This is a genomic window from Pseudomonas sp. 3B-A001-10F (assembly GCF_056313565.1).
In genome coordinates this window covers 128,127-146,321 of record NZ_JBQYFW010000011.1, presented here as the reverse complement: position 1 = coordinate 146,321, position 18,195 = coordinate 128,127, and the positions used below count along the sequence as shown (strand labels likewise).

Annotated in this window: 15 protein-coding genes and 1 pseudogene; 12 read left to right on the top strand and 4 right to left on the bottom strand. The window is 55.7% G+C overall.

Features of this window, described 5'->3' with window-relative positions:
• Position 1 precedes the first annotated feature (1 nt).
• The gene (locus AC0ZWN_RS13200) at positions 2 to 1,276 is read right to left on the bottom strand and encodes an ABC transporter substrate-binding protein (RefSeq protein ID WP_460128722.1); all 1,275 of its coding nucleotides are present in this window, start codon (positions 1,274 to 1,276) and stop codon (positions 2 to 4) included.
• A gap of 168 nt (positions 1,277 to 1,444) precedes the next feature.
• Between AC0ZWN_RS13200 and AC0ZWN_RS13195 the strand changes: the two genes are divergently transcribed.
• The 8 genes from AC0ZWN_RS13195 to AC0ZWN_RS13160 all read left to right on the top strand — a co-directional run bounded on the left by AC0ZWN_RS13195 (position 1,445) and on the right by AC0ZWN_RS13160 (position 10,787).
• Positions 1,445 to 3,010 (top strand): carbohydrate porin, encoded by a 1,566-nt coding sequence (locus tag AC0ZWN_RS13195; protein WP_460099654.1) that lies wholly within the window; start codon positions 1,445 to 1,447, stop codon positions 3,008 to 3,010.
• A 93-nt stretch (positions 3,011 to 3,103) separates the two neighbouring features.
• Positions 3,104 to 3,853 (top strand): hydroxypyruvate isomerase family protein, encoded by a 750-nt coding sequence (locus tag AC0ZWN_RS13190; RefSeq protein WP_186623206.1) that lies wholly within the window; start codon positions 3,104 to 3,106, stop codon positions 3,851 to 3,853.
• Positions 3,854 to 3,981: 128 nt separating this feature from the next.
• Positions 3,982 to 4,386, top strand: a complete 405-nt coding sequence (locus AC0ZWN_RS13185) for an acyl-CoA thioesterase (protein WP_476335370.1) — start codon at positions 3,982 to 3,984, stop codon at positions 4,384 to 4,386.
• Between the two features lie 836 nt (positions 4,387 to 5,222).
• Complete coding sequence (locus tag AC0ZWN_RS13180; RefSeq protein ID WP_476335325.1) at positions 5,223 to 5,996, top strand: SDR family oxidoreductase; 774 nt, start codon at positions 5,223 to 5,225, stop codon at positions 5,994 to 5,996.
• 74 nt (positions 5,997 to 6,070) lie between these two features.
• Positions 6,071 to 7,273 (top strand): low temperature requirement protein A, encoded by a 1,203-nt coding sequence (locus AC0ZWN_RS13175; RefSeq protein WP_476335323.1) that lies wholly within the window; start codon positions 6,071 to 6,073, stop codon positions 7,271 to 7,273.
• Positions 7,274 to 7,279: 6 nt separating this feature from the next.
• Entirely contained in the window at positions 7,280 to 8,188 is a 909-nt protein-coding gene (locus AC0ZWN_RS13170; protein WP_257355115.1) for a LysR family transcriptional regulator, read from the top strand.
• 183 nt (positions 8,189 to 8,371) lie between these two features.
• Positions 8,372 to 8,680, top strand: a complete 309-nt coding sequence (locus tag AC0ZWN_RS13165) for a MarR family winged helix-turn-helix transcriptional regulator (RefSeq protein WP_476335322.1) — start codon at positions 8,372 to 8,374, stop codon at positions 8,678 to 8,680.
• A gap of 1,048 nt (positions 8,681 to 9,728) precedes the next feature.
• Positions 9,729 to 10,787, top strand: coding sequence for an ArsO family NAD(P)H-dependent flavin-containing monooxygenase (locus tag AC0ZWN_RS13160; RefSeq protein ID WP_476335321.1), 1,059 nt, complete (start codon positions 9,729 to 9,731; stop codon positions 10,785 to 10,787).
• A gap of 55 nt (positions 10,788 to 10,842) precedes the next feature.
• Here the strand turns inward: AC0ZWN_RS13160 and AC0ZWN_RS13155 are convergent, their stop codons facing one another.
• Together AC0ZWN_RS13155 and AC0ZWN_RS13150 are read right to left on the bottom strand one after the other, a co-directional pair.
• Entirely contained in the window at positions 10,843 to 11,619 is a 777-nt protein-coding gene (locus AC0ZWN_RS13155) for an SDR family NAD(P)-dependent oxidoreductase (protein ID WP_476335368.1), read from the bottom strand.
• A 43-nt stretch (positions 11,620 to 11,662) separates the two neighbouring features.
• Complete coding sequence (locus AC0ZWN_RS13150) at positions 11,663 to 12,601, bottom strand: LysR family transcriptional regulator (RefSeq protein ID WP_258709897.1); 939 nt, start codon at positions 12,599 to 12,601, stop codon at positions 11,663 to 11,665.
• Positions 12,602 to 12,722: 121 nt separating this feature from the next.
• Here AC0ZWN_RS13150 and AC0ZWN_RS13145 point away from each other — a divergent pair, with 121 nt between their 5' ends.
• From AC0ZWN_RS13145 to AC0ZWN_RS13130, 4 genes and pseudogenes are all read left to right on the top strand, one after another.
• Positions 12,723 to 13,649 carry an alpha/beta hydrolase gene (locus AC0ZWN_RS13145; protein ID WP_476335320.1) on the top strand — a complete coding sequence of 309 codons (927 nt, stop codon included), beginning with the start codon at positions 12,723 to 12,725 and terminating at the stop codon, positions 13,647 to 13,649.
• 226 nt (positions 13,650 to 13,875) lie between these two features.
• A pseudogene (locus AC0ZWN_RS13140) lies at positions 13,876 to 14,133 on the top strand (alpha/beta hydrolase); the annotation flags it as partial.
• Between the two features lie 220 nt (positions 14,134 to 14,353).
• A complete protein-coding gene (locus AC0ZWN_RS13135) occupies positions 14,354 to 15,808 on the top strand; it encodes a TrkH family potassium uptake protein (protein ID WP_476335319.1) in 1,455 nt (484 codons plus the stop codon).
• A 135-nt stretch (positions 15,809 to 15,943) separates the two neighbouring features.
• Entirely contained in the window at positions 15,944 to 17,266 is a 1,323-nt protein-coding gene (locus tag AC0ZWN_RS13130; RefSeq protein ID WP_186622309.1) for a chloride channel protein, read from the top strand.
• 248 nt (positions 17,267 to 17,514) lie between these two features.
• Here AC0ZWN_RS13130 and AC0ZWN_RS13125 read toward each other — a convergent pair whose 3' ends face one another.
• Positions 17,515 to 18,159, bottom strand: a complete 645-nt coding sequence (locus AC0ZWN_RS13125) for a dTMP kinase (RefSeq protein ID WP_476335318.1) — start codon at positions 18,157 to 18,159, stop codon at positions 17,515 to 17,517.
• Between the last annotated feature and the right edge of the window lie 36 nt (positions 18,160 to 18,195).

Genomic DNA, 18,195 nt, shown 5'->3' with positions numbered 1-18,195 from the left:
CTTACCAGTTCCGGCGTTTGATACGCGTGAGTTCACTTTCCAGTTCGGCCAGTGCCTGATCCACGGGCAACTCGCCCGCCAGCACGCCATGCACCCGATCGAAGAAGGCATTGGAGACCCGTGGATAACGATCGGCGGTGATGGCGGCGGGGCGCATGACCCCAGCGTTGAGAATGCTGTGCAGCTGAGCGTAATAAGGCATGGCCGCGAGCAACTCGGGATCTTGATACAGCGACTCGATCACCGGGTTATAGCCACCTGTCAGAGCGCGATGTTTTTGCTCTTGGGCACTGGTCAGGTAGCTCACCAGTTCTGCGGCAAGTTTGGGATGAGCGCTGTAACGCGATACCGCCAGGCCCCAGCCACCAAGGGTGGAGGCATGCTCGCCGGTTTCGCCGCCGCGGGGCAGGGGAGCGACGCCGACCTTGTCTTTTACGGCACTGTCCTGGCTTTGCACCAGGGCCCAGACATAAGGCCAGTTACGCATGAATAGCGCATTGCCCGACTGGAATACACCACGTCCTTCTTCCTCGGTGTAATTGAGCACGCCACGCGGGGAGATGTCTCCGACCCAACTTTTCGCCAGCGTTAACGCCGCTCTTGAGGCCTGACTGTTGACCACGATGTCGCCGCGTTGATTGATCAGGCCGCCTTGCGGCTGGCTGCTGATCCACTCCAGCGCATTGCACGTCAGCCCCTCGTAGGCACGTCCCTGAAAGATGTAACCCCAGGCATTGGCGTTCCCGGCGTTGCGTTCAGCCTGTTGCACATCCCTGGCGGTAGCGGTCATTTCCTCCCACGTTTGAGGAACCTGTTTGTTGTATTTCTCAAGCAAGTCCTTGCGGTAATACAGCAGCCCCGAGTCGGTGAACCACGGCATCGTCACCAGCCGACCGTTGACCGTGGCGTTATCGACCTGGGCCTGGAAGTAGCCGTGGGTCGCGTTGGCGGGAAGCACCTCCCGCAGATCCAGCAGGTGTTTTGCCAGCATCCCCGGCCACACCATGTCGATTTGAATGATGTCGATGTCGGTGGACTGCGCACTGAGGATCTGCTGGTAGAACGACAACCTCTCGGTTGCCGAGTTAGGCGTGGAGACCACCTCGACGTTGTTGCCGGTCTGTTTCGACCATGTCTCGACGGCCTCTTTGCACAGTTGCAACTCCGCACCCACGGCACCGCAAGAGATCGTCAGATCGGTTGCGTTCGACACGGATGGCAGTGCGGCAGACAGGGTGATCAATGCAACGGGCAGGAGCGATTTCAGGTGTTTCATCGAGCGTCCTTTATTTTTGTTTTTAGAAAAGTTAACGTTAACATCGCCAAATGTAGCAGCGTATTTGCGATGAGGCATCCTTTTTTTCGTCGATTGCGACAACTCGCAACGCACGTAAAAAACGGCCGTTTGCGTCAACCAACAATAAAAACAAAACAGGGATTTCATATGCACAAAGCAACAGGCTGGCTACTGGCAGGTGTGCTCGGCACATCCGCAGCGACCGCTCAGGCCGCGACACTGGAAGAGCGCATGGCCGCACTTGAGGCGCGTGCCAGCGCAGCGGAAAAGCGTGCAGCCACGGCCGAACAGCAGACCCAGGCACTTGCCCGGGAATTGCAGCAGGTCAAACGCGCGGCGCCGCCCTTGCAACCCGTCGCCTCTAACGCAACAGCCATTTCGGCACCTGCTCTGGACACCCGACTGGCAAAACTCGAAGCCCGTCAGCAAAGCCTGGAAAAGGAGGGCAGTACTGGGAACCTCACCGATGGGTTCAGCTTCAACGGCTATGCGCGCTCCGGATTGCTGGTCGACGAGGGGCTGGGTGGCGGGCGTGGCGGCCCTTATACAACGCCGGCCGGTTCGGTGGGCGGGGCAGTCGGGCGACTCGGTAACGAGGACGACACCTACATGCGTATCGACCTGTCGAAAGAGGTCTATGCGCAAAACGGTACCCGTTCCAAATTCACCGTCTCCATCGCCGACGGTGTGGAAAGCTCCAATGACTGGACGGCCGACGAAAGCAAACTCAACGTACGCCAGGTGTTCGCCACGCTCGACCATGTCGCTGCATTCAAAGGCAATTCAGTCTTCGAGAACGCTACGCTGTGGGCAGGCAAGCGCTTCGATAGAGATAATTTCGATATCCACTGGCTGGACTCCGACGTCGTTTACCTCGCCGGCACCGGCGGTGGAATTTACGATGTGCAGATGAACAAGCATTGGCGCTCGAATTACTCGTTGATTGGGCGTAGCTACGGGGATTTCAGTCAGGGCGGTATCAATGCCGATGTGGAAAGCTACATCCTGACCTCCAACCAGTTCTTCGAGGATGGCCAGTGGCAGTGGATGTACAACGCCATCGGCGCCAAGAAAAACGATTTCGGCACCCACACCAACAAGGCCGGTTTGACGCCTGCGGATAGCGGTTTGCACAGCATGCTGGCCAATCACCAGAAAACCTTTTTCGGCAGAGAAGGGTTCTTCAAAACGGCGCTGCTCTATGGACAAGGCCTGGGGGCAGAGGTCAAGAACGTTGGCTCGGACGGTGAACTGATCGACGACGCCCGCGCGCTGCGTCTGGCGCTTTACGGTGAGACGCCGCTGACCTCTGACTGGCGCATCGGGCCCAGCTTGCTGGCCGAACAGAGCAAGGATAGATACGTTAAAGGTGACGACTACCGCTGGCTGACCCTCAACGTGCGATTGGCCAACAAAATCAACAGCAACTTCGAAATGGCCTACGAAATGAGCTGGCAAACCATGAACCTCGACCCCAAGGGCTATCTACAACGTAATGCGGTCGATGGTAACTTCTGGAAGTTCACGGTCGCCCCGACATTCAAACTCGACGTCGGCGATCTACTCACGCGTCCGGAGTTGCGAGTGTTCGCCAGCTACATGAACTGGTCTTCGGATCTGGACCGGTTCAGTACTAACGACTCCTTTGGCATGTCCGACTTCCAGGCGGGTGGGGTGTGGCAATACGGCATCCAGATGGAAACCTGGTTTTAATCGTTGAACGCACTTGCGATAGTGCAGTGCTGGAGCGGCAAAGGATGCTCCAGGCTAATGATGTCGTTTCTTCCCAGGATGGATGATTACCCAATGCTCAAGTTCAATGCTCATCTCGGTTTCCAATTCAATGAATTGCCTTTTCTGCAGCGCATCGAAGCCGCCGCAGCCGCCGGTTTCCGGGCAGTTGAGTTCCCGTCACCGTATGAATTCGACGCCAGTCTGCTTGCCGACCATCTAGCCCAATACAGTTTGCCGTTGATTCAGTTCGCCGCCCCGGCTGGCGTGACCAAAGGCATCGCCGCGTTACAGGGCAGGGGAGAGGAATTTCGTGACGGGTTGCTCCAGGCCGCCCGCTACGCAAAGACCTTGGCGTGTGCGGATGTCCACATCATGTCGGGCGTTACCACGCAGAATGACGCTGAGCGAACCTACGCGGGCAACCTGGAATATGCGGTGAAGTACTTGGAAGATCAGGGGCTGCGGCCGCTGATCGAAGTGATCAGCGCGCAGGCGATGCCGGGCTATTACATGTCCGACTTCAGCAAGGCGCAACAGGTATTGGAGACCTTCCCGAGTGTCGGGCTGATTCTTGATCTTTACCATGCCCAGCTTTTGACCGGAGACGCAGCCGACGTGCTGGCGCGGTTCTATGACAGAACCGTGCATGTGCAAATTGCCGATTGCCCGGGGCGTCACGAGCCGGGAACGGGGAATATCGACTTTGCTGCCTTGTTCGCGGCGCTGGAGCAGCGCGGCTACGCCGGATGGATTGGCTGTGAGTACCGTCCTTCTGGCTCTACCGTTGCGAGTCTTGACTGGATCAAGCAGCTGAGTGCTTAGGTTCCAGACAAAAATCTTTGAGTCGCTGATATGGGGACAATCGCCGCCATCAAAGGCAGAAGCCCTTGATGGCCGAGCGAGAAGAACTCATCGACATCGGCCTGACGCTGGCGGGTAGGGGGGATTTAATGCCTGATGCGGTTTTTGTAAGTCGAACTATTTTGTTCGGAGATTGTGATCCGGCAGGGGTGGTTTACACCCCGCGATTCTCATATTTTGCTGTAGAGGCCATTGGTGTAGCACTCGACAGATGGGTAGGGGGCCCGGGGCTTAGGGCTGTGATGAGTTTTAATATATTGCCGCCGGTGCGTGCGATGTCGATCGAGTTGCTGGCTCCGCTGACGTGGGATGACGAAATGATTATTAAAGTTGGCGTGGCCAGGTTGGGCGAGCATTCTTTTACTTTTTTGGTTGAGGGGTTTATCGGCGAAGGCGTGCTGGCATTTACCGCGAATGTCACACACGTTTGTGTCTCACCGGAAAGTAAAGAAGTTGTACCCATTCCAGCTCCGTTGCGAGCGCTTCTTTCATAGACGATCGGACGGACTCAACAAACGTTTGGGGGGCTGTCGAGTGTCCGGTTGTGGTCAAAATCTACCGTTCCTCACCGGGAGCTATGGGCGATTGCGGCCTTGGTGACCGGCAGCAATCGGCCAAGAGCGGACGTTTGCGCGCTCCGAAACAAGCCGTCGTTCACTCCTGTGAGTAAGGCGCGTTATCTGCCGACTGATGCCAAATAGATCCATGGGCTCGGCAGAGCTCAACGGAATATCTGTCGCACAACATTTCGATGGCGGCTTTATTAAGTGCCTGATCTGAAGAGGAGATTGACCCACCACAGGTCAGGTACAAGTACAACGCAACCAGGGCCTCCAGCCTCGACGAGTCGGACTGCACGGTAAACCTTGAGACATCTACCTCGCTCGCATTGATTTCGATGTAAGGGTCATCGCTCTCTCTGTCCTTCACATACAGGTATGTCCAAGAGCGGCTGTTCACAGGGTATGAATCACCATCCGTGTCTACGTTTCGCCCAGGGCCATAGAGCAAATCCAGAAAACATCTGAAGTCGGGCCGTTCGCTAACGACGGTCACTGTGTACATAGGTTCTCCGTATTGTCCGCTTTGGGTCGAAAACAGCTTTTTGTGACTGGCATCTTCTGACCGGAAGTTGACGGTCAGGAGCGGCAGCTAACGGCCATATGCGGTCATTTACCTGACTCGATAACAGCGGACGTTTAGAGTCGGGAAAGTAACTTTACGCTGATTGGCTGAAAAAACTGAACAGTGCATCCAGCATCAGTGTGCTTATCTTTGCCCGCGGCCGCTCTAGACTGGGTCGTACCTTTCCCAGCCCAGGAGCGTTGTCATGTCCAAATATTCAATCAACGGCAAGGTCGTACTGATCGCCGGCGGTGTGAAAAATCTCGGCGGCTTGCTCGCTCGCGATCTCGCCCAGCACGGTGCTAAGGCCGTAGTGGTGCATTACAACAGCGCCTCCAGCCAGGGCGATGCCAACGCCACCGTGGCGGCTCTCGAAGCGTTGGGAGCCAAGGCAGTGGCGTTGCAGGCAGACCTGACCACCGCCGGTGCCGTGGAAAAGCTGTTCAGCGATGCCGTGGCCGCAGTCGGGCGCCCGGATATTGCGATCAACACCGTGGGCAAGGTGTTGAAAAAGCCTATGGCCGAGATCACCGAAGCTGAGTACGACGAGATGATGGCGGTTAACTCCAAAACCGCGTTTTTCTTTCTTAAGGAAGCCGGTAAGCACCTCAACGACAACGGCAAGATCTGCACCATCGTCACCTCGTTGCTCGGCGCGTTCACGCCGTTCTACGCGGCGTATGCCGGCAGCAAAGCGCCGGTGGAGCAGTTCACCAGAGCGGCTGCGAAAGAACTTGGCGCGCGTGGTATTTCAGTGACGGCAGTGGGCCCTGGCCCGATGGATACTCCGTTTTTCTATCCGGCCGAAGGTCAGGATGCGGTGAACTATCATAAGACCGCCGCTGCGCTTTCGCCGTTCTCGCGCACGGGCCTGACTGATATCGAGGATGTTGTGCCGTTTATTCGCAACCTTGTGAGTGATGGCTGGTGGGTGACGGGCCAGACGATTTTGATCAACGGCGGTTACACCACCAAATAACGGGCGAAAAAACGATTGCAACCCCGCAATGTCGCGTTAACACTTTTCCCGACAAACCAGGCCATGGGGTTGCTATGAGCGCCGATCAGTCTGCACATCACCCGTTACTTCGCCACCGTGATGGTCACCATGCGCGGGTGACGTTCGAAGAGCTGTTGTTCGATCTCGTCTATGTCTTCGCCGTGACCCAACTCAGCCATGGCCTGCTCCATCACCTGACCCTGGTCGGCGTGATGGAGACCCTTATTCTGTGGTTCGCGGTATGGCTTGGCTGGCAATACACCTGCTGGGTCACCAACTGGTTTAACCCGGAAACCCCGAGGGTGCGCGGCCTGATCTTTGCCCTGATGTTTCCCGCCTTGCTGATGGCGGCGAGCATTCCTGAAGCCTTTGGCGAGCGGGGCTTAGTGTTTGCGCTGGCTTATGTGGCGATTCAGGTAGGCCGTACCGCCTTTATCGTGCTGCATTTGCCCGGTGAACACGCGCTGGCACCGAACTTCAAGCGCATGCTCGGCTGGGTAGTGATTGCCGCGGCGTTCTGGTTGGCGGGCGCGTTTATGGAAGGGCCGTGGCGTATCGGCCTATGGCTAATCGCGGTGCTGTGTGAGTACGTGTCGCCCATGTTCGGCTTTGCGCTGCCGGGGCTGGGACGCTCGCGCACCAGTGACTGGACCATCGAGGGCGCGCATCTAGCCGAGCGTTGCCAGCTGTTTGTGATTGTCGCACTGGGCGAAACGCTGCTGGCCAGCGGCGCGGTGCTCGCCGAAACCGAGCACTGGGATATTCCCGTGTTGGTGGGGTTATTGGTGACCTTACTGGGCACCCTGGCTATGTGGTGGTTGTACTTCGGCACGGCGAGCAAAGACGCCATTCATTGCGTTACCCACTCCAAGGACCCTGGGCGCACCGGCGCCTACTTTCATTACATTCACGCAGTGCTGGTGGCCGGCATCATTGCCACGGCCGTCGGCAATGATCTGGTCATGGCCCACCCCGACAAGCACATGAACACGGCCTACGTCGTGACCCTGCTGCTGGGGCCCATGATCTTTCTATTCGCCAGCCTGTTGTACAAACGCGAGGTGTATCAGGTGGTCGCCAAATCGCACCTGGCCGGCATCGTGCTCTTGCTGGCGCTGGCGCCGATTGCGGTTTTGACCGACCTGCTGATGGTGGGCACGTTGACCACTATGGTGTTGTTGATCGTCAGTTTCGTGGAATGGCGGGTGGTGCGCCGGTTTCGAGCGAAACAGACTAACGCCGTCGTCGAGCACTGATAACCCATGGACCGCATCGAGCAGTACCGCGTTTTCGTTCAGGTGGCTGAGCTCGGCAGTTTCATCCAGGCCGCACGACTGCTGAAACTGCCGCGTGCCACAGTATCGGCGGCCATTCAACAATTGGAAGCCAATGCCGGAACGCGCTTGTTGCACCGCACCACGCGTAAGGTGTCATTGACCACCGACGGCACCCAGTTACTGCAGCGAGCGCGCCAAGTGTTGGTCGAGATCGATGAGATCGACCAACTGTTCCACACCCATCAAGAGCAGGTGATGGGGCGCCTGGAAGTCGATGTGCCCAGCCGTATCGCCCGGCGCCTACTCATTCCCGCGCTTCCCGAGTTTTTCCAGCGTTATCCGCGCCTGCAACTGGGCCTGGGTTCCACCGACCGGGCGATAGACCTGGTGCAGGAGGGCGTCGATTGTGTGATTCGTTTCGGCACGCCGCAGAGCAGCAGCCTAGTAGTGAAACCGTTGGGGCAGGTGTTGCTGATCAACTGCGCCAGCCCCGCCTACCTGGCCGAATTTGGCGTGCCCACCGAGCTTGCCGAGTTGCAGGAGCGGCACGTATGCGTCGGCTATGTGGCGGGGTCGGGCGGGCAAGAGGCTCAGTGGGAATATTGTCTCGACGGCGTCCGCCAGTCGTTTCCACTGCCCAGTCAACTCGTGGTCAATAATGCGGAAAGCTACATCGCCGCGTGTTGCGCAGGGCTCGGTTTGATTCAGGTGCCGTTGTTCGATGTGCAGCATTTACTGGATAGCGGCGAGCTGGTGGAGGTGCTGGCCGCTTACCGGCCGCCGTCGATGAGCGTGTCTTTGCTGTATCCGGATCGTCGCCAACGCTCCCGGCGCCTCGGTGCATTTATCGAGTGGTTTGCCGGCTTGATGGCGCCGTATCTGCAGAGTAAGTAACGCCGTTTCGATTGGCGTAAAGCCTGGACGCCGCATCCAGCGCCCTAGGCTTATCTTTGCGTGAGGCGGATCTTGACTGGGTAGGTCTTGTAACCGTCGGGAGCACTATCGCCAAGTTTGGCCGCCCGGGACGCATGTTTTCAAAGGCATAGAGGCAGATTCCCCCCCTGTAAACGTCCGCTATTGACCGATTATCGAATCTGCCAGGCGATCGGTCTCGACAAGAGCGCGGTCAGCCGTTCATTGCAAACATTGGAAGCGGCGGGGCGGATCACCACTCAGCTGGATCCCAAGGATGCACGGCGTTACACCGTGCGATTGACGGCCAGCGGCAAAGAACTGCATGACCGCGTGCTCAAAGTTGCACTTGAGCGTGAGTCGCGTCTGCTCAGCGGATTGACCCCGGCTGAGGTCGATACGTTGGTTGACTTGCTTGGGCGTTTGCATATGCAAGTGCCCAATGTGAACAGTTATGACCCGAGTGAGGAGTGAATCAGCGGAAGATCGAAATCTGTCTGGAAAGTTCGTCATTCGTCTTCGATATGCGCTTAACTACACTAAATGGTCGTTTAGTGTAATTAACCTTGGTTCCGATTTCGCGAACATCAGACGGATGGTATCGAGGAGGAGATAGGCATCAATGCCGTACTATTTTTCATTACTTAGGAATCACAACGCTCGGATAGGAAAGTGCTGACCACGCCGGGCGTACCCGAACTTCATCATTACATCGTACATATATTATCGATTTATCTATTAAGTTTTACACGGTATTGCAATCACTTGATTGCTGAATAGACGACTATCGGCTCTCGAACCATTTACGCCCGCTGATGAATACCAATTCCGAGGATTCATCATTTTTTTCACTTTTTTCCGGCGAGTTAAAAATCTTGCGCAACCCAAGGATTACGGGCGCATCAGAATTTTTATTGGTAAAAAATGAGGCTTATTTCCGATAATTTAGAGGTTTTTTTTCTTTTTTCCGGTGATTAAAAAATGCGTTTCTGGCTTTAAAATCGGGTCGACGAGCACCTTACCTTGCCTAAATACTGCCTCTGCGCCTCCGACAATCCCCACGTAATCCCTTTTTCACGCTTCAAGGGCAAATATTCCGGCGATTTAACATTCTTTTTCCACCACGTTTTTTTTCCGGTGATTTAGCATTTTTTCTGTATCGCTCTGGGCTCCAACCGCTCTAGCATCGCGATCAGAGCCACAGGAGCACCTGGAGCCGCCCCATATTTTATGCGTAGGGGGTCATTTGCAATTTCTAGATGTAGGTTGAGGCTAGATCCACAGGTATATGATTTCTAGAGGATTCCGGTGAATCAATAATTATTGTCCGGTGAATCGCTGATCGCGACAGCAGGAGAATGAAATCTCGCGGGGAACGTGGCCAATCTCGAAACATCTTGTTACGTGTAATGTATATTATGTTAAATCATATCCATTACAACGCCGCCGATTGAGCAACATCAACAAACGTCCACTTCAAATGGATTAACTTAACCTGAACCTCGCTGACTCAAGGATTCCCATGCCTGCCGAAGTGGATGTTGCGATTATTGGCGGTGGCCAGTCTGCACTCGCCGTCGCTTACTTCCTGCGCCGTACCGGGCGTTCCTTTGTGATTATCGATGCCGAATCGGCACCGGGTGGCGCCTGGCGGCATGGCTGGGATTCCCTGCGACTGTTTTCACCGTCGACCTGGAGTTCCATCGCCGGCTGGATGATGCCTCCGGTCACTGACGGTTACCCCAGTCGCGACAACGTAGTCGATTACCTGCGCCAGTATGAGCAACGCTACCAGTTTCCTGTCGCACGGCCCTACTGGGTCAACGCTATTGAACGTCGGGGCAATCACCTCAACGTAAAAGCCCAGGGTCGCAATTGGCTGGCCCGTACCGTGGTCAGTGCGACCGGCACTTGGCGCCATCCCTACCTGCCGCATTACCCAGGCAGCGAAACCTTTACGGGTCAGCAATTGCATTCGGCCCACTACGTTAACGCCAAGCCGTTTGCGGGAAAAAAAGTCCTGGTGGTGGGCGGTGGCAACTCCGGTGCGCAGATCCTCGCTGAAGTCTCGCAAGTGGCCGATGCCACTTGGGTTACTCCGCAGCCGCCAGAGTTTCTTGCCGATGACGTTGATGGACGCGTGCTCTTCGAACGCGCCACCGAGCGCTGGAAAGCGCAACTGGCCGGCATCGTCATTGAACAGCCGGTTGGCGGCTTGGGCGATATCGTGATGGTACCGCCAGTCGTTGAGGCACGGGAGCGCGGCGTGTTGCACGCGGTTCGGCCGTTCCTGCGCTTCACCGAGACCGGCGTGACTTGGGCTGATGGCTCGCAAACGCCGGTCGACGCGGTGATCTGGTGCACCGGCTTCCGCCCTGCCCTCGGCTATCTGGAATCACTGGGCGTGTGTTCCGCCGACGGGCGCGTGGCCGTCAAAGGTACGCATTCGAATCAGGAACCGCGTTTGTGGTTGGTGGGTTATGGCGACTGGACTGGTGCCGCTTCCGCGACACTGATCGGCGTGACCCGAACGGCGCGCAGTACCGTTGAGGAAATTGAGCGGTTTTTGCTGGAACAGTGAGTCGGCGCAGCGCAGCTCAGGCAACGTTGAGGTCCCTCTCAGGAATTAAAATGTCTTAACCCGCTTTGTTCTCAACCAGGCAATTGCCTCCATCCACCACGAGCAATTCCCCTGTGATGTAACTCGCTTCAGGTGAAGCCAGGAATACAACGGCTGCGGCCACTTCGTCTGGTCGCCCCGCTCTCCCGAGAGGCGTAGAACATGCGGCTTTGACTTCATCAGGCGTGCTCGACCCTGTAGCTATCCAGCCAGGGGCAACTGAATTCACCGTGATACCTTGATGAGCCACCTCAAGGGCTAGACTCATGTTCATTCCTACCATTCCCGCCTTTGCAGCACTGTAAGCAGCCTCCCCTGGATTACTGGCCCGCGTGCCGGTAGTTGAGCTGATGTTCACTATGCGGCCATAGCCTCTCGCTCGCATCCCAGGCAACACCCCTTGGGTTAACAGAAACGCAGTTGTCAGATTTCTCGCGATGGAAAGATTCCAGCTTTCGAGGCTCGTACTCGTGAACTCGGGGAACTGTTCTGGACTCCCTTGCATCGCCATACCGGCATTATTTACAAGAATATCGATGCGGCCCCAGACGGCTTCAGCCCAAGCGACGAATTCACTCACCTGAGTTTCCTGAGTCAAGTCGACCGGTCGACCCACTGCTTCGAAGCCGGCGCCACGTAACTCCGCAACCCGCTCATTGATGCGTGCGCTGCTTGCCGTGACGATCAACTTGGCCCCTTGAGCCCCAAGACGATGGGCAATGGCCATACCGATTCCAAGCTCACTGCCCGCTCCACTCACAAGTGCCACTTGATCTGCCCAGGTTGAATTCATCATCGTTGCCTCTGTAATTGCAATTACGCACCTCGCTCACTGATCAACCTGAGTGAGTGCCTTCCCCTAGGTGATGCTCCCATGGTGGGCATGGTGACCAAGCCTCCACGAGCTTATCGATGAAGAGTCGAATTTTTGGAGACAGGTGCCGCTTGCTAGGGTAGATCACCCGAATAGGCTCTGCGGCCTCTGCATACCCAGCGAGCAATTGAACAAGCTTGCCGCTCCTCAAATCGTCGTTTACCACGTAGGAAGGAAGAGTCGCGATGCCCAGGCCAGCGACAGCTGACTGGTGTAATGACTCAGCACTGTCCATCTGTAGCCTTCCACCATGAGTAACGGACACAGAGCTACCATTCACGCGAAAATTCCAAGGAAGCAATCTCCCACCGCTAACGAAATGCAGGCACTGGTGCTCGGATAAATCCTCCGGCGTTTTAGGCTCGGCATGCTCAGCCAAATATTTGGGGGAAGCGCAGGTAATCATTTGTTGGTAAGCCACAGTGCGCGTTAACAACCGAGAATCTTCCTTCGGTGGCCCGATGCGCATGGCCAAATCAAATCCCTCATCGATCAGATCGACCAGCCTGTCAGAAAAGGTAATATCCACGCTCAGGGAGGGCCAATCCTTAAGGCAGCACTCAATGTGCTGAAGGACATGAAGTCTGCCCAGCGCAACCGGCAGACTCATCCGCAGTCGCCCACTGGGTGTCGAACGACGAAACGCAAGGGCATCCTCCACGTCGTCCAGATCCTGAAGAACGCCCACGCAGCGCTCATACAGAACCTGGCCGTCATCCGTCATGCTTAAACTGCGCGTAGTGCGATTCAGTAAACGTACCTGTAAACGAGCCTCGAGCCTGACTATCGACTTCCCCACTGCAGAGCGCGTAAGGCCAAGCTGTTTTGCCGCCGCAGTGAAGCTTCCAGCGTTTACCGAGCTCACAAACGCGGCGATATCATTCAGGTTATGGAGTTCCATACGGCCTCGGTAGTCTCAACGTTCGGGCGGCTTAGCACCTGTTATGGGGAACCCTATTCCCCAATACTAAGCATAGCATCTCAATTAGCTAATCCACTCCCAACGATCAATTGAGGTCATTATGAACACTAAAGTCCAAGCAGCCGTCCAAACCTGGGCCAATAGCCTTAGCGATCTGGTACCCGTTCTCAAGGGAATCGATACCACCACAAAAATGAGCGACATCCGCGACTCTTACGCAAAAATGCTCGCGCAAAATCCAGCGCCAGCTGGCGTCAAATTCGAAGCAGTCGACATGGGTGGCGTACCCGGCACACTGGTTACTCCGGACGAGATCAAAACCGACGCGGTCGTGATGTACATCCACGGCGGCGCCTACATTGTAGGTCGCCCAGACGGCTACCACGGCATCGGCGGCAACTACGCGAAGATGCTCGGTGCTCGTGTGTACATGCCGGACTATCGCCTTGCCCCTGAGCACAAGTTCCCTGCCTCTATTGACGACACACTGCGCGCCTACGAGTGGCTGCTTGAGCAGAAAATCCCGGCTAACAAAATTGCGTTCTCTGGCGAGTCGGCTGGCGGCGCGATGGTTGTCAGCGTCATGGTCGCGGCTAAATCGAAAGGGCTTGCATTGCCTGCGGTTGGCTCCTCCATCTCGCCATGGGCGAACCTAGAACACACCGGTGCCTCCATGAGCAATCGTGAAGGTCTGGATCCTTTGAACTCCAAGCCTGTCTTGGACATCCTCGCCAGAGCATTCCTGGGCGACACATTGGCCAATCATCCTCTGGCCTCACCTGTGTTCGCGGACGTCACCGGTCTTCCACCAATCTTGGTGCAGATCGGCGAGAACGAGCTGATGTTGAGTGATGCAATGCGCCTTGCAACTCACTTGGCTGATAACCGAGTTCGCGTGAACCTGGAAGTTTGGCCAGCAATGTTCCACGCCTGGCACTTCTACGCCACTATGCTGCCAGAAGGTCAGCAGGCGATGGAGAGCTCCGTGCGCTTCATTGAGGCTGGCTTGGCCGACGCTAACCGCTAAAACGCAGAACAACCGCGATAGCTGTGTGGCTGTCGCGGTTCTGCTCTTCCTGTTTCTATAAAAGCTTCATCAGGCTATTCAAAAAACCTGAGCAAGCTAGTTCCCCCCCAAAATGAGGTGCCATCTCTAATGGGTTGAGGGAAAAATTTTACGCAAAATTTACGGGGCTGAATGGTTCGTCGTCCAATACTGCACGGCGCTAAATCAGTAGGTTCCTTTCATGTCACTTGCCTCACCTGTGTTCGCGGACGTCACCGGTCTTCCACCAATCTTGGTGCAGATCGGCGAGAACGAGCTGATGTTGAGTGATGCAATGCGCCTTGCAACTCACTTGGCTGATAACCGAGTTCGCGTGAACCTGGAAGTTTGGCCAGCAATGTTCCACGCCTGGCACTTCTACGCCACTATGCTGCCAGAAGGTCAGCAGGCGATGGAGAGCTCCGTGCGCTTCATTGAGGCTGGCTTGGCCGACGCTAACCGCTAAAACGCAGAACAACCGCGATAGCTGTGTGGCTGTCGCGGTTCTGCTCTTCCTGTTTCTATAAAAGCTTCATCAGGCTATTCAAAAAACCTGAGCAAGCTAGTTCCCCCCCAAAATGAGGTGCCATCTCTAATGGGTTGAGGGAAAAATTTTACGCAAAATTTACGGGGCTGAATGGTTCGTCGTCCAATACTGCACGGCGCTAAATCAGTAGGTTCCTTTCATGTCACTTGCAGCACTACGGCTCATCGGTTTCATTCTGGGTATTTTTCTAATAACGCTGGCTGTGAGCATGGCTATTCCCATGATCACACTGATTGCCTATGAGCGCAGCGATGACCTGTCGGCCTTCCTCTGGTCGAGCTTGATTACCTTCATCAGTGGCCTGCTGTTGATAGCGCGAGGTCGCCCAGACAATGCCCAGCTTCGTCCGAGAGATATGTATCTACTGACGACTTGCAGTTGGGTGGTGGTGTGTACCTTCGCGGCGCTGCCGATGGTGTTCATCAGCAACATCAGTTACACCGACGCTTTTTTTGAAACGATGTCCGGCATTACAACCACGGGTTCAACTGTCTTGAGTGGTTTGGATACCGCTTCACCTGGATTGTTGATCTGGCGCTCGATGCTGCACTGGCTAGGTGGTATCGGCTTCATCGGCATGGCAGTGGCGATCCTTCCACTGCTGCGAGTGGGGGGTATGCGTCTTTTCCAGACAGAGTCCTCAGACTGGTCGGAGAAAGTAACACCTCGCTCTCATGTGGCAGCCAAGTCCATTCTCTTTCTCTATTTTGGGCTCACTGGCGCCGGGGCAGCAGCACTCTGGATCGCCGGCATGACGCCGTTTGAAGCGGTCAACCATGCCATGTCGTTGATCTCGACTGGCGGATTCTCTACTTCGGACGCCTCGCTTGGGCATTGGACGCAGCCAGCGATTCACTGGATCGCGGTGGTCATCATGATTCTGGGTAGCCTGCCGTTTACCCTCTATGTCGCGACATTGCGCGGCAATCGGCGTGCGCTGCTCAAGGATCACCAGGTACGCGGGTTTATTGGTTTCCTGATTGTGACTTGGCTAGCGGTGGGGACATGGCTGTGTTTCCACAGCGACTACGGATGGTGGGATGCGTTTCGTATCGTGGCGGTCAATGTGACCTCGGTTGTCACGACCACCGGAATTGCTGTAGGTGATTACACCTTGTGGGGCAGCTTCGCAGTCTTGCTTTTTTTCTATCTGACCTTCGTCGGCGGGTGTTCAGGCTCAACAGCTGGTGGCCTTAAAATTTTCCGCTTCCAGGTTGCTGGTGCTCTATTAGTGAGTAGCCTGAAGCAGTTGATCCATCCTCGTGCGGTGATTCAAAAAAAGTACAACGGTCATCCGATTGACGAAGAGATCTTGCGTTCGCTTTTGACCTTCTCATTTTTCTTCACCATCACCATTGCAGTGATCGCTCTGGGACTCGCCCTGATCGGGCTGGATTGGACGACAGCGTTGAGCGGAGCTGCTACGGCGGTGTGCAACGTGGGACCAGGCTTGGGCACAATCATCGGGCCCGCTGGTAACTTCTCTTCATTACCTGACGCAGCAAAATGGTTGCTGACCATTGGCATGCTGCTGGGACGGCTGGAGATACTCACCGTGCTGGTACTCGTTACACCGGTTTTTTGGAGGTATTAGTCCTATCACTGGATAGATGAATACCTGTAAGCGCCAAAAGAGCCTGTCTTGTGGCGCTGCCAAAGCTGTTTGGAACAAGCTGCTTATTTGGTTAGTCTTGCGGTCAATATGGCGACTTCAAGGGGAGCCCTTCGGGTGATCAAACCGATAATGCTGTTACGCCGAGGCTTCGCCTCCATGCGCTGGCGTACTAGAGTCACACTATGGATTGCGGCAACCATAGCCGGCTTGCTGGTGGTGGCGTTTGCAAGGCTCGCGGACATAGCCCTGGCGCAGTTTGCTCAACAGACCGCAGAGCGAGCGTGGCTTCCTCTTGTTTACACCCCACTGATCGGCATGCTCGTAGTCTGGCTGACAACACGCTTCTTCGTGGGCGCCCAAGGCAGCGGAATTCCGCAGGTAATTGCAGCAACACGACTTGCGCGTCAAGGTAAGCCCATTAACAGACTGGTTTCATTGCGCATTGCTTTCGCCAAGATAAGCCTCGGAACTCTGGCGCTGACCGGCGGCTTTTCGGCGGGACGCGAAGGCCCATCAGTCCAGGTTGCCGCATCCATCATGCACTTCTTTCACCGCTTCCTGCCCAATGCGCGAATCGTGCGCAGCGAGGATCTCATTCTGGCGGGAGGTGCTGCGGGTATTGCGGCTGCATTTAATACGCCCTTGGCCGGGATCGCATTTGCGGTAGAAGAACTGGGACGCAAGTTGGAAACCCGTACCAGCGGTGTTCTGCTCAGCACCATCATCCTGTCTGGGATGGTTGCCATTGCCTTGCAGGGAAACTACAACTATTTCGGTCATTTCGGCATTCAGGACATCAACCTCGACATAGTCGTCCCGGCATTAGTCATAGGGATTGGATGCGGGCTATTGGGTGGTTTATTTAGTCGAATGTTGTTATGGCCACAGCGGCATCCGCAGTTCATCATCTGGCAATGGCGGCGCCTACACCCAGTATGGTTTGCCGGCATCTGTGGATTGGTCGTCGCTCTATTGGGTTGGCTGAGTGGCGGAATGTCGTTTGGTAGTGGATACGGCATTACCTCTCAGGTCATCGCATCTGATGTAGTCCTGCCATGGCACGCTCCCATTACTCGCTTCCTGGCGACCGTAGTGACCTACTTCTCTGGTATTCCCGGAGGCATTTTCGCTCCCTCGCTCGCTGTAGGGGCCGCAGTAGGCGCCAATACCGCAGAGCTATTCCATCTGGCCGCGCAGCCCACTATTGCACTCTGCATGGTTGGTTTTCTGGCGGCCGTTACTCAGTCGCCAATCACCTCCGCAATCATTGTGATGGAGATGATTGATAGCCACAGTATGGTGATCAGTCTCATGGCGGTAGCCCTGATTGCCAAGGCTGTCAGTTCAAGAATGGGCCCTGAGTTGTACCAGCAATTGGCGCGAGGCTTTCTCGAGAATGCAGAAGCTGCCACTAAACCGAAGAATCCAACTCAATAAGCCTACCGTGTGATTCTGCTAGCCAGTGAGGTCAGTTGATCCTTTTCATGTTGCAGCGTTAACGAGCGATCATGTGCAATCCTTCAATGACTACGTCAATTGAGCACCGGGCGGCGCAGAAGTTTATTCGTAATGCCGAGAGTAGTTTGCGACCAAGCTATCAACTACAGCCTCTGGCCTTGCGATGAATCGCACGTGGCGGTTGCCAGCGATACGGCGAAAAAACTGTTCTAGGTCTATGCGATACCCTAAGCGCCAAGCCTGGCATCCACTTCGACGTTCAACCCAAGCACCTCATAGATCCGAGAAACCACCAGCATCGTCGCCTCCTCAACCGTTCCTTCATTACGGCACAACATCCAGCCGTGATCCTTGACCGCTTGCTCGAACATTTCCGTACACGCCACATGCTCTGCGTGCTTCTGGATCACCGTGCCGCCCAGTCCCCGCGAGCGTGTCGCCGCCCTCGCCCACGAAATATCCGGATCGGTGACGACGCCGACATGCAGATCTGGCACCCGCACGTCTCGCTCCATATTCAATTGAAGAATCTCGGCAAACGGGATGGTTTGGCGAAACGCGGCATCCGAGGGATACCAGCGATCGATCAAGATGATGCTGTCCAGCGGCTGCTTCGTCAGAACGTTCTGGGAAATCCAGCGACGGCTATCCGCAAGGCGCTGACACACAGCCCACTCCAGATCCCGGCAAGGATTTCTCGCCAGCGTGTTGACCAAGGCCATGGTTTCACCCCTGAACGGATCGCTTTTTCTCTCGCAAAGCCGGATGACTTTCTGGTTGCCCGCCCTCAGTACTTGCGTAACGGCCTCCAACAGTGTGGTTTTGCCGGTACCTTTGGGCCCATCCAGAGAAACGAACAGCGGACGATTCATTGTTCACGCAACAATCAAGACATTGATGCCCACTCT